Here is a 12,094-nt window from a genome sequence, read left to right as displayed (position 1 = left end):
GGCCGCCCTACGGGCGGGCACCCGTCCACAATTCGAGGACAAACAGCAGGAGCGGCGCCGCGAAGGAGGAGATCACCAGGCGTCTGGTGGCCGCCGCCTTCGCCGCGTCGTTCTCACGCTGGCGGGCCAGCTCGTCCAAGTCGTTCGCCAGAGTGGTGATCTGGAGCTGGAGTGCGCGCTGGTCGGCCGCGTACACGTCCTTGGTGACGGCTTGCTCGATGCGGTCCATCAGCTTGGCGATGTCAGCGCGCAGATCGTCGCGGAGCTGTTCCATGCCCGCGTGCTGGTCTTGCCGCAGCTGCTCCAGGGCCCGGTACAGCTCCCACTGTGTGGGGTCTGCGCTCGGCGGCACGGACACGAGGACGCTCCTCAACTGGGTGCCCCCGCACCGCAGATGAGTCTACGGTGCGGGGCCGCCTACCCCTCAGCCTGCGGGCGCCAGGTCCGTGATCGGCTGCCCGCACTGGCCGCACTGGGCGCGGTAGATCGGCTCCTCGGCGTTGGCGTACATGTTGGCGACGAACTCCACCTCTGCAACGGGGCAGCCCTCGCTGTGACAGACGGCCTTCATGACGGTCGGCTGCTCTTCCTCGCCGTTCATGCCTTGTCTCCGAACACAGCCCAGTTGACGGTGGTTTTAACGGTGTTGGTGCGTGTGACCCAGACAGTGAGGGAGTCCCTCGTCACCGAAGAGACACCGCATCCCGTCACGCTCGTGCCGGGCACCGTGGTCTCCAGCGACGCGAAGCCGGTGAACTTGTCGCCGCGCACGAACAGGCCGGTGACGGTGACGGATGTCGGCTTGTCCGCGACAGGGGTGATGCTGACCGAACCCCACACCATGTTGCGGGGCTTGAGGATGCCGGACACGTCGACAACCATGTCGGGGCCGTTGCCGTCCGCCCCGAGTTCGATCACGGGGGCGCCGTCCGTCCAGGACCAGAAGCTGTCGCCGCTTCCCAGGATGATGTGGGCTTGGGCGCCGCCGCTGATCAGACCAGATGCGATCTGCAGGGTGCCTCCCTGCGCCGATCCGGTGATGGCCGTCGGCTCGATCTGGGCGACGGACCCCGACCCGAAGCGCACCATTGCCGACTCCAGCCGTGCGTACGCGCCGCCGTCCGGGGACGTCGTCTGGAAACCGGCCTGCCCGCTGCCGAGGTCGGGCGCCATGAGCGCCGCCACGCTGCCGTTGCTGCGCACAGCCCGGATCGTGGCGCCTGTGATCGTCTTGCCGTTGATCGCCGTGGCGTCGAGCTTGTCGGCAGTGATCGCCCCGGCCTTGATGTGGGTGGCGTCCACCGAACCGGCCGCGATCTTCGTGGCGGTCACCGCGTTGGCGGCGAGCTCGTTCGCCGTGATGGCACTCGCGCCGATCTTCCCGGCGATCACCGACGCGGCGGCGATCTTGTCGGAGGTGACGGCGAGTGCGGCCAGGGCCCCGGTGGTGACCGCTCCCGCCACGATCTTGGGGGCAGTGACCGCGCCGTCGACGATGTTGACCGACTGCACGGCGCCGGACTCCACAACCTCCACCGTGATCATGTCGATTTCGGTGGTGCCGGTACCGAACTCGTAGTTCGCGTAGAAGCAGGGGCTGATGAAGCGGGCCGCGGCGTGCAGCGAACCGGGGGCGGTAGGCAGCGGGCAGGCGGACCCCGTGCCTTTCGCGCCGGCCGCGGCGTAGCCCTTGAGGTAGCCGGTGACGCGCTGGTAACCCGCGCCGGCGGTCAGGTTGAGGCTGGCGGCCGCCACGTAGTGCTGCGAAGAAGCCGCGGCGGCGCCGTCGGTGTTGACGAGCTTCCCGTCGGCGGCGATGCCCGCGACGCCGACGTACAGGCGCTGTTGGGCGGTGTTCGCTCCGGCCACGGTTTGCCGGACCGTCACGGAGACCCGGTAGAGGACATTCGGGTCGAAGGGGATTTGAACGTCGGGCCGCCACGCTCCGGACACGGCGCCGACGGCCCGCATGATCTGCGTGCCCGATTGCGCGTCGCTCACGCTGGCCGTCGACAGATTGGCGATCTGCGAGGCGGTGGCCACCGAGGACCCTCCGCTGCGCCAGGCCGCTGCTTCACCGCCGTCGTCGTACAGCTTCTGCACGATCGAGGATGCGGTGGTCACCGACAGCTGCTCGGTGGTGATGGACTTGGCGGCGAGCCGGTCGGCGGCCACCGATCCAGCCGCGAGCCGGTCGCCCTGGATCGACCCGACGACGACCTTCGGTGTGGTGATCGCGCCGTCCGCGATCTGCACCCCGGCCAGGACCGGGCGGCACACCGAGTTGTCGAACCACACCGTGCCGGCGGTCACGCCGCCGGTCTCCAGGCGGATGCGGGCGCGGGTGGCACCGGCGGGCGCCGTATACGTGCCCTGCAGGCGGGTCCAGGCTCCGAGCACGGGAGCGGTCGTGCGGGAGTCGGTCTTGCCGTACGACAGGATCGTGCCGCCCTCGACCTCCCACCGGACCTGGATGTTGATCTCGACGGATCCGGCGAGGGTGGCCGACGCGAAGTAGTCGACACCGATGTGCAGTTGGTCCCCGGCCGTGATCGTCAGCAGGGCCAGTTCCACGGCCCGCCACGCCACCGTGCCGTCGGTGGAGAACTTGAACGAGGCGGCGGAGCCGTTGCCGAAGGTGAGGTCCTGGCTCGCGTACGACGAGAACTTCGCGGCGATCGTGGCGCTGTAGGGGCCCTCGAACGAAGGGTCGTTGATGAGGTTGGCGCCGGAGGCGACGGTGAGCTTGTCGGTGGTGACCGTTCCGGCCGCAAGGGCGCTCGTGGTGACCGCACCTGCCGCGATCTCCGATGCGGTAACCGCAGCTGCGGCGATCTCCCGCCCGCTGATCGCGTCGGCGGCGATCTTCCCGGCGGCGACGGCGTCGGCGGCCAGCGCCGCGGTCTGGACGGATCCGGCGGCCAAGGTTCCCGCTGTGACCGCTCCGGCGGCCAGCTTCCCGGCGATGACCGACCCGGCGGCCAGCTCGGCGGCACCGACCGCCCCGTCGGCGATGGCCTGCGAGTTGATCGCGCCGACTGCGACCTTCGCGGCGGTGACCGCGGCCGCCGCCAGCTTGGTGTCGGTGACGACCTGGTCGGCGAGCTTCGCGCCGGTCACGGCCTGCGCGGCCAGCTTCTCGGCGAGGACCGCTCCGTCGGCGAGGGCTGTGGACGTGACGGCCTTGGCGGCGAGCTTGGCGCCGGTGACGGCCTGGTCGGCGATCTTCTGTGCGGTGACCGCGTCCTCGGCGAGCCGGGTGTCGGTGACGGCCCCGAGTGCGATCTTGGCCTCGGTGACGGCCTGCGCGGCCAACTTCTGCTCGGTGACGATGCCGTCCGCGACGTCGGCGGGCACCGCCTGCCGGGCCGCCACGGACACCGCGGCGGAGGCAGCCGACGGGGTGCCCGACGTGTTCACAGCGATCAGCCGCACCCAGCGGGCCGCGTAGTCGTCCACCAGCACGCTGACCGCCGCCCCCGCAGGGGACTCGATGGTCGCGGTCGGGTTGCGGACGTCCGGAATGGCGTCGGCGGCCGTCAGAACATGGACCTGGACGCGCGCCAGGTCCAGCGGTGCCGCGTCGGCGTCGGTGAACGCTCCGTCCCAGGTGGCGGTGATGCTGCCCAGGCCGGCCGTGACGGTGGGCGCCGTGGGCGTGGGCGGCGGGGCCCCGTTGACGGCGACGACCCCGGTGGTGCCGTCGGGCTGGACGCCGACGACGGCGGACAGCGAACCGTCCTGATACACCTCAAGGGCGCCGTCGTCGATGGACGAGTAGGCGAGGGAGGCGGTGCGGGAGGTCCGGGCGAGCTGCTTTTCCAGGGCGGCGACCCTGGCGGCGAGCAGGGCTATCTCGCTGCTCATCGGGCGCCACCGCCCAACGGCGGCAGGTCATCCGCGAGGCATGGCGCGGCCGGGGGAAGACCGCAGTGGTGCGCCATCAGCGCGTCCTTGCTCCCCCGCGCCTGATGGATGGGGTGGTGCTCGTGAAGCCGGGGCGGCTACGTCAGGTGGCGGCCCCGTACGTGAAGCGGTCGGCGCGCTGGACCTGGATGACGGCGCGTTCGCTCTCGTCGCCCGAGCCCGGCCGGATCTGCCAGGAGACAATCCGCGACCAGGCGTCGTAGTCCGTCCACTGATCGTGGACGACCACCCGCACGTCGTCGCCGACTGCCCACGACCCGAGCGGGGCGGATGGATGGTCGCGGACGACGATCTCGGTGACCTCGCCGGTGACTTGGCGGGCGATGCGCTCGGTGCGGGCCCGCGCGGCGAGCCGGTCGTTGGCCTTCTCGCCGTCCACGTCCACGATGTACTCAAGGCGGAGTCGTCCGTCGCGCACCGTGTCGATGGCGCGGCGGCGGTTGCGGCCGTCGCCGGCGCCGAGGGCGATGACGGTCTGGGCTGCCTGGTCGGCGTCGTACTCGACCGGCACGGACTCGATGATGTTGACGCCGGTCTGGAAGCTGATGTCCGTGCGCCTGGTGCCCAGGCGCGGCCAGCCGACCCGGATCGTGTGCCGCGGTTTGTCGTCGCTCCAGGCGATGGCCTCGGTCCACTCCGGGCCGCCCGCGACCGCCACCATGTCGTCGATGACGTCGCCGAGCGCGGGAGCTTCCCACCAGTCCGACTTGTACGGGTCGGCGGGGGTGCCGACCTGTGCCTTGGACGTGGTGCCGTCCACGATCACGCCGAGGTCGCCGTCGGGCTGCTCCTGTGCGTACGCCCACACGTCGCGGATCACCTTGCACGGGTCCGCGTACACGTAGGGGCCGCGGCCGTTGAAGTTTCCGTGCAGGTCGTGGCGGCGCGTCAGGTAGGAGCCGGGGCCCGCGGCCTCGACCTGGAGCGCGGAGCCCTGCGGAGTGGCCCGCCAGATCAGGCCGCCCCACATGAGCTTCCCGGCCCGCTCGACCAGCAGCCACGTGTCCCCGGCATCCACCTGCGTGCGTACGAGGGTGGCCAGGCGCGGGGCGACCGCCCCCGTGAACTCGCCCGCTGCGCTCAGTGCGGGCCCGAACTCGACATCGGACATGGGCAGGTCCCAGGCGAGGACGTCGCCGGTGAGCGCGCGGGCGGTGATGTACCGGTAGGGCTGCATCAGCGCAGGCCCTCGGTGAACTCCACGTCGGCGATGATCGACGTGCCGGTGTTCACCGACAGGTTTCCGCTGGCCGCCTTGTACATGTACGTCTGCATCGACAGCTTCTGTGTGGTGCCGCGCTGCCCGGCGGAGATGCTGATGTTGTCGGCGATGACGACGGTGCCGCGGCGCGCCGTCGACCCTTGGTCGTCGTCGATCCAGGTGTCCTGCCCGAGGTCGGAGCCGAACACGGTCTGCATGCGCGCCCACACATCGGCGTCGGAGTAGCGCAGTCCGGCGATCGTGACGATGACCTTGCAGTTGGTAGCCCACGCGGGGATCGGAATGTTCCAGGAGGCGGCGGCCGGCCAGGCGTGCCACTTGTTGTCGCTGTAGCCGATCAGCGACTGCGACGACGGAAACGACGTGTAGAGGACGCGTTCGCGTCTCGGGTTCGCGATCTTCCGCAGGTCGGTGATCATGCTGGACGTGATCGTGGCCGTGTTCGCCGGTATCTGGAGGCGGGCCAGCGGGATCGCCGAGTACCCGGAGGGAGGCGCCGTCGCCGTCGCGGACACCCCGGAGACCACCTCGAAGAACCCGATGGCGTCCTTCGCCGGGTCCAAGGTGCCTTCGTACTCGGGATCGGAGACACGCAACACCACCATGTCGGTACGAGCGTTCGCCCCGGTCGCCGACACCGGCACGTTGGTGTCACCGACGTTGAACAGGGTGTAGGAGCCCTGCGACTTCGAGGTGGCGCCGGTGATGATGGCGGCGCCGTCGACGACGCGGATACCGGCGCCGGGGGTGGCCATCTGGGCCACCTTCAGGTCGTCGCCCTCGATGACGCCCTGCGAGGCGCGGGCCAGGTTGCGGGCCATCATCCGCATGATGCGGGCGGAGTGGGTGGCCCCGTTGACCATGAGGGGCGGCTGGATCAGTGCCATGCGGGGGTGGCTCCTTACAGGGCGGTGTAGGCGTCGCGCCAGGCGACCGTCAGGCGGGTGGAGTTGGAGTAGTCGGAGCCGGTCCACGTGATCTCGGACTGCCCGACAGGCAGCTGAAAGAGGTCCAGGCGGGAGGAGGAGGTCAGCGCGGTCGAGGCGTTGCGGCCGTCGTGCAGGACCCAGCGCGTGCCGGGCCGCGTCTCGATGACCAGCTTTTCGCCGCTCTTGATCGCGTAGTTGAGGGCCAGGGCGCGGCCGGTCTGCGCGCACACGATCCGGGGGTTGACCACGGGCCCCTGGATGGTGAGCGTCGGCCACGTGGGCCGGTCGCCGCCGTTCGTCAGCCAGCCCGAGCGCAGCTCAGGGTCCACAACCCCGGTCGTGATCGGTGGAGTGATCGGCGCCTTGAAGCCGAGTTCCGTCGACGACAGCGACAGGGGCAGCCGCAGCGTCTGCTCCACGTCCTCGAACCATCCGGGGTCGGTCGCGACGAACGTCAAGGTGAGGGGCACCCACCCGTATCTGATCTGGCTCAGGCTCGCCGTTTCGACCATGCGGGCCCGCCCGAAGAGGCGGCGGACAGTGTTCCGGCCGGGCCAGCGGACTCGGAGCACGGCCAGGTCTCCGGCGTCCTTGCGGATGGCCGGGGTGTCGACCGCCCGCTCCAGCGCGGCCACGGCGTCGGTGGCCGCCGCCGGATCGCCCGGCGTGCGGACTCCGACGTCGATGGAGACGGTCCGCGGCGAGTAGAGGTCGACTCCGGGGAACGCGCCGTCCTCGGTCGGCAGGTCCATATCCTGGCTGCGCTGTTCGGGCGTTCCCATGAGGCCCGCGATGTCGGCCACCTTGTACGGGGTGCCGGAGCCGATGACGACCCCCGCGAAGTCGAGCTGCCAGTCCGTGAGTGAAGCCATCAGATCCGGCCTCCTCTCTGGGCATTGCGGAGCTTGCGGTTGATCGCAGTGGCCACCGTCTGGGCGGCGTCCTTGCTCGCGCCGCCGTTGACGGTGATGGGCATGGAGCCCACGAGCGCGGAAGGCCGTTCGTCGCGGACGACTACGACCTGCACCGCCTGCGACGGCTGTGCGGCGACCACCGGCATGGGGCCGGTGACGCCGGACGCGGTGAGCTGGTAGCCGAAGCGGCGGGCAACGTCCTCCAGAACTTGTGTCGCCTGGCTGCGCTTCGCGGCGCCGAGCGGGATGAACGCCTCGCCCTGGGTGGCCGGTTCGGCGAACCGCACCAGCCCGTTCGACGTCGCATACAGGCCGGGCGTGAGCACGCCGCCGTTCTCGTAGGCCACGCCCTTGTTGGCCTTGGTCAGGTCGGCCAGGAAGCGGGTGGCTCGCGAGCCGAGCGCCTTCTTCATCTGGGTCAGGCCCGCGTTGGCGACCTCGATGATGCGGTCCTCGTCCATCTCGGTGGCCTCGGCGACGTCGTGAAGGCCCGTCTTGCTGTTCTTCACCGCGCCGATCACCGTCAGCAGGTCGGCCAGGTCGTCATCGGAGAGGGTTGCGCCGGCCGCCTTGGACGCCGTGTTCGCCGCGGCAGCGGACTTCTTGCTCTTGACGGCCTGCGCAGCGAGCTGCTGTGCGGCCTCGTCGCCCTGGTCGGCGAGCCGGGACGCGAGGGCCCCGTAGCCGGAGGAGGCCAGCTTCACCAGGTTCGCCTGGAACGTGGCGGTGTCCTTGGTGACGTTCTTGAGCTGCGAGGTGTAGTCCGACAGGGACGCTTTGGCGACGGCGCCCAGCTTCTCCAGATCCTTGACCATGGAACTCAGGTACTTCGAGCTGCCCGTGGCCATCTTGTGGGTGAGCTCGACGCCGTCCTCGCCCATGTCGGCAAGCGCGTCGGCGACGTCCTGCCCGGCCCTGCGGGCGACCGTCGCCAAGTCCTTGCGCCACTTGACGGCCTTCGCCACGGCCCTGTCGAGGTTCCTCTCGAACAGGGACAGGGAGAAGACGTCGGTCTCCTTCTTGTTCTTGCCCTTGCCCGTGGTCACGGTGCGCATCGAGTCCGAGCGGATCGACGACACCGACAGCAACTCCCGTGACCCCAAAGGCTCGTACGACCATCCCGACAGTCCGCCGTCGGCGTGGTAGTCGACGGAGGCACCGAACCGGTGGGCGACCTCGTCGAGGATCTGCTTGGAACGGGCCCGCTTCGAGGGCGCCAAAGGCAGGTAAGCCTCCCCGCCGGACTCGTCCTCCGCCCACACGCGCCACGCACCGGCGGGTGCGATCTGCGCCGTGTGGTCTTCGCGGCGGATCCCGCCGTCAGCGTAGAAGTCGACGATGCCGCCGTTGGCCTTCGCCAGGCCCCACGGGCGCGGCCCGGTCGCGTTGTTCATCTGCCGGAAGTAGACGGGGATCGTCACCGACGGCGGGGCGTCGACGGTGAAGGTGATGCCCTTGTTGCCGGGGATGGCGCGCACGCTCGCGCCGATGCCGTCGAGCTGGGTTTGCACGGCGGCCATGTCCCCGGACAGCAGGGCGGACGTGAGTGCCTGCGCGGCCGCGGTGCCCTTGGTCTTGGAGACGGTTTCGATCAGGTCGAGCATGGCCGTCCACTCGGTCGTGGAGTCCGCGCCCGCCTTCTTGAACGCCCCGACCACGCCGCGCAGATCGGCCTCGCTGATGGGCAGCTTGGCGCCCCAGATCACGCGCAGCTGGTCCATCGCTGAGGTCACGTCGCCCGACAAGAAGGCCTGCTGCAGGACGTCGCCGGCGGCCTTGCCCTTCTTCGCGGTGACCTGGGCGAGCAGGCCCATGCCGCGCTCCAGTTCCTTCTTGGCGGAACCGGTGGACTTCTTGACGGCCCGCGACAGGTCGACGACCGCCATCTCCTGCAGGACCTTGGCGAACTTGCCGGCGTCGTTGGTCTCCGCGGCCTTCGCGAACTCCTTGCCGATCTTCTTGCCGTACTTGGCCGCGATGGCGGGCAGTTGCGCCAGCCCGGCACGGAACGATTCCTTCGAGCGGGCCGAGGACTCGCCCATGATGTCCTGCAGCTCGTCGGCAACCTTCGTCTTGCCCTTGGAGAGCTGCGTGACCAGCTCGTCGAGGATCGGCGCCGAACTGACGCCCAGCTTCGAGAAGTGGTCGGTGAGGCCCCCGTAACCGGCCAGCGCCAGCTTGGACAGGTTGCCCTGAAAGCTGCGCTGCGCCTTGAGTTGGGACTTCAGCTCCTTGAGGTAGTCGGACAGGGACGCCTTGGCGTTCTTGTTCGCCTTGGCGACCTTGTCCTGGGCGGCCTGCCACGCCTTGGCCGGGTCGACGATCGAGCCGAGGGCCTGCGCCATCGCCTTCATCTCGTCGGTGTAGGCGGGCAGCCCGTCCTTGCCGACCGGGACGAGCGCATCCAGGGTGAAGGTGTCCCCCAGGCCCGCCTTCGCCTTGGCCACCTTGGCGTTGACGATGTCCATCTCGTTGGCGAGCTCGGCGTCCTTCTTCAACGCCTTCGACCAGCGGGAGCGGGCGTCGTCCAGGGCGTCCCCGGCGTCGTCCCACTTGCGCGTGTAGTCGCTGTTGCCGGGCGCCTTGCCCGCCTTCACCTTCTGCGCGTACTCCGCGTACCGGGCGTCGAGCTGGACCTGCAGGGCCTCCAGCTTGGTCCCGCCGGAGAGGACCGCGTCGATGGCGTCGTTGATGTCGACACCGGCGGCCTTCATCTTGTCGGCGAAGTCACTGGAGACCAGCTGCTCCGTGAGCGCCTTCACACCGGCCCCCGACTCGCCCTCGCGTTCCCGCTGCAGGGCCTCGACCAGGTCATCGGTGGCCTGCTTCGCCTTCTGCTTGGACGCCGAGTAAGCGGTGTAGGCGAGGACACCGATGGCGAGCAGCCCGGTCAGCCCGGACACGGCCACTCCGGCGCCCTTGAGGACGGCGGGCATGGCGGAGCCGCCCGCACGGGCCGTGGCCTGCGCGAGACGGAACGCCGTCCACTGCTGCGTCAGCTTCGTGATCAGGGCGAGGGTGATGGCGCCGGTCGCGGTGATGGCGAGCAGGCCCGCACCGACGTCCTTGAGGGGGCCCGGAGCGTCCTGCAGGGCCCCCGCGAAGATCGACAGGGCGTTGCCGAGGGCCTGCACCACCGGCAGCAGAGCCCGCCCCAGGTCGATGCCCAGGGCCTTGGACCGGTTGACGAACATCTGCCACTGGCCCGAGGTGGTGTCCATCTGCAGGGCGAACGCCTTCTGCGTGGCCCCGGCCCGCTCCACCTCGAAGGTGATCGCCTGGTAGGCGTCGGCGTAGTTCTCGCCGTCGTTCGCCGCGAGCGCCAGCGCCGCGCGGGAGGCCCGCACGTCGTGGAACAGGCTGGTGATCTCCTCGGCAGAGCCGTGGGTGGCGTTGGTCAGCTTCTGCACGACCACGTACAGGCCGTCCTGCTCCAGCGCGGACGCGGCCGACTCGTAGCCCAGCTCGTGCATGGCGTCGGTCAGCTCTTGGGTGGGCTGCATCATCCGCGTGAGCATCATGTTCAGCGCGGTCGCCGACTCGGCGGCGGGAATGCCGGACACGGTGATCGCGGCGAACGCGGCCGACATGTCGTCGAAGTCGACGCCGGCGGCGGCGGCCATCGGGACGACGTCGCCGAGCTGCTGCGCCAGTTCCTCGAAGGAGACGACACCCTTGTTGACCGTCTGGAACATGACGTCCATGACGTCGGAGGCCTTGCTGGCGGGGATGCCGTAGGCGTTGAGGACACCGAGCAGGGCGCGGGCGGACACCTCCGTGGTGGTCAGGCCCGCGCTGGCGCCCTTTGCGGCCACCTGCAGGATGTTCATGGCGGCCTGGCCGTCGAACCCGGAGGACACGATCTGGTACAGGCCGTCGGCGAGGTCGCTGGCCGACTGCGTGACCTCGGTGGACAGTTCCACGATCTGGTCGGTGGCCGCGCCGATGGTCGCCTGCGTGAAGTCCTGGCTGATCGTCAGGACGTTCGCCATGCGCTTTTCCAGGTCGATGGCCTGCATGACGCCGACACCGAGCACCGCGCCCAGCACGGCGCCGGTGCGCAGGTAGCCGTCGATGCGGGCCTGCGTGGCCGCGCGGGTCTCGGCGTCGGCGGCGGCCTGCGCGCGCCGCACCGCACCCGAGTTCGCGGCGGCCCGCTGCGCTGCCGCCGCTTCCGCGTCCGTGAGCGCGGTGACCTGCCGCAGCGCCTGCGCGTCGGCGGCCTGCCGGGCAGTGGAGGCGCGTGCGGCCAGCTGGGATGCGCGCGCGGATGCGGCCTGCAGGGAGGCGGCACGTTCCTCCTGCAGGGCTTGGGCGCGGGCAGCTCGGGTGGCGGCCGCCGCCGCAGCGTTCGCCGTGTTCTGGGCTGCGGCGGCACCCCGCCCGGTGGTGGCCGCCGCGCGTGCGGCCATGCTCTGGGCGAGGGCTTGGGAGCGCAGGGTCCGCTCGCCTGCGGCGACCGCTGCGGCCCGCTCGCGTTCGGCCGCCGCCGCCGTGTTCGCGGCCACGGCCTGGGCTCGGGCGCTGCGTTCACCGGCCCGCCCGGCCGCGTTCTGGGCGGCCCGCGTGCGCTCGGCTGCGGCGGCCACCCGCTGCTGGCCGAGGACCGCGTCGGCGGACGCGGACGCCTGCAGGCGGGCCAGCCGCTGGGTGGCGGTCCCGGTCTCGTTCAGCGTCCGGTTGGTCTGCTGCAGCTGCCCGTCGAACTGGCGCAGCTGTGCGGCGCCCGAGCGCAGCCCGCTGGCCAGTCCGCCGGTCTGCGCCTGCAGGTTGACGTACAGGTTGTAGGCGCCAGTGCTCACCTACGGCTCCCGTCTGGGCTTGAGCCCGATCTTGACCCCACGCCCATCCGGTCCTTCGGGGACCTGCGCCCGCTCCATCTCGACGAGCTCACAGCCGGGGCAGGTGTGGCTGTCGGCGACGTACGCGAAGCGGTCGCCTCCCAGCTCGGGCCGCCACTCGTCGGCTCGGGTGCCGCAGCCGTCGCACACCGCCCGCGTGTAGGCCAGCCACGCCAGCGCCTTGGCCCGGTCCAGGGCCGTCCACCGCCCGTCCCCCGCACCCAGGAACTGACTGTGTGGCATTCCAAAGTGGTGGCACAG

At 70.5% G+C, this 12,094-nt stretch carries 8 protein-coding genes; all 8 read right to left on the bottom strand.

Annotation, left to right across the window (positions count from 1 at the left end; translation table 11 throughout):
* Positions 1-7 precede the first annotated feature (7 nt).
* A complete protein-coding gene (locus tag ACFYWS_RS20605; protein WP_389278372.1) occupies positions 8-358 on the bottom strand; it encodes a hypothetical protein in 351 nt (116 codons plus the stop codon).
* 66 nt (positions 359-424) lie between these two features.
* A complete protein-coding gene (locus ACFYWS_RS20600) occupies positions 425-601 on the bottom strand; it encodes a hypothetical protein (RefSeq protein ID WP_389278369.1) in 177 nt (58 codons plus the stop codon).
* Positions 598-3,867, bottom strand: coding sequence for a hypothetical protein (locus ACFYWS_RS20595; RefSeq protein ID WP_389278366.1), 3,270 nt, complete (start codon positions 3,865-3,867; stop codon positions 598-600). The genes ACFYWS_RS20600 and ACFYWS_RS20595 overlap by 4 nt, the downstream gene beginning before the upstream one ends.
* Before the next feature lie 142 nt (positions 3,868-4,009).
* On the bottom strand, positions 4,010-5,104 hold the full coding sequence (locus tag ACFYWS_RS20590; RefSeq protein WP_389278364.1) for a hypothetical protein: 1,095 nt from the start codon (positions 5,102-5,104) through the stop codon (positions 4,010-4,012).
* Positions 5,104-6,036 (bottom strand): hypothetical protein, encoded by a 933-nt coding sequence (locus ACFYWS_RS20585; protein ID WP_389278361.1) that lies wholly within the window; start codon positions 6,034-6,036, stop codon positions 5,104-5,106. The genes ACFYWS_RS20590 and ACFYWS_RS20585 overlap by 1 nt, the downstream gene beginning before the upstream one ends.
* A 14-nt stretch (positions 6,037-6,050) precedes the next feature.
* Positions 6,051-6,950, bottom strand: a complete 900-nt coding sequence (locus ACFYWS_RS20580) for a phage distal tail protein (RefSeq protein WP_389278359.1) — start codon at positions 6,948-6,950, stop codon at positions 6,051-6,053.
* Positions 6,950-11,794 carry a phage tail tape measure protein gene (locus tag ACFYWS_RS20575; protein WP_389278356.1) on the bottom strand — a complete coding sequence of 1,615 codons (4,845 nt, stop codon included), beginning with the start codon at positions 11,792-11,794 and terminating at the stop codon, positions 6,950-6,952. Before ACFYWS_RS20575 ends, ACFYWS_RS20580 begins: the two co-directional genes overlap by 1 nt.
* The gene (locus ACFYWS_RS20570) at positions 11,795-12,076 is read right to left on the bottom strand and encodes a hypothetical protein (RefSeq protein WP_389278353.1); all 282 of its coding nucleotides are present in this window, start codon (positions 12,074-12,076) and stop codon (positions 11,795-11,797) included.
* Between the last annotated feature and the right edge of the window lie 18 nt (positions 12,077-12,094).

The sequence above is a fragment of the Streptomyces sp. NPDC002795 genome (assembly GCF_042888725.1).
Classification (GTDB): Bacteria; Actinomycetota; Actinomycetes; order Streptomycetales; family Streptomycetaceae; genus Streptomyces.
The sequence above is the reverse complement of the archived record's forward strand: the minus strand, read 5'-3'. Positions and strand labels throughout refer to the sequence as shown.

Excerpts from the sequence above, each read along its gene's own strand:
- ACFYWS_RS20600 (WP_389278369.1), bottom strand. The coding sequence starts at position 601 with ATGAACGGCGAGGAAGAGCAGCCGACCGTCATGAAGGCCGTCTGTCAC.
- ACFYWS_RS20595 (WP_389278366.1), bottom strand. The coding sequence starts at position 3,867 with ATGAGCAGCGAGATAGCCCTGCTCGCCGCCAGGGTCGCCGCCCTGGAA.
- ACFYWS_RS20590 (WP_389278364.1), bottom strand. The coding sequence starts at position 5,104 with ATGCAGCCCTACCGGTACATCACCGCCCGCGCGCTCACCGGCGACGTC.
- ACFYWS_RS20585 (WP_389278361.1), bottom strand. The coding sequence starts at position 6,036 with ATGGCACTGATCCAGCCGCCCCTCATGGTCAACGGGGCCACCCACTCC.
- ACFYWS_RS20580 (WP_389278359.1), bottom strand. The coding sequence starts at position 6,950 with ATGGCTTCACTCACGGACTGGCAGCTCGACTTCGCGGGGGTCGTCATC.
- ACFYWS_RS20570 (WP_389278353.1), bottom strand. The coding sequence starts at position 12,076 with ATGCCACACAGTCAGTTCCTGGGTGCGGGGGACGGGCGGTGGACGGCC.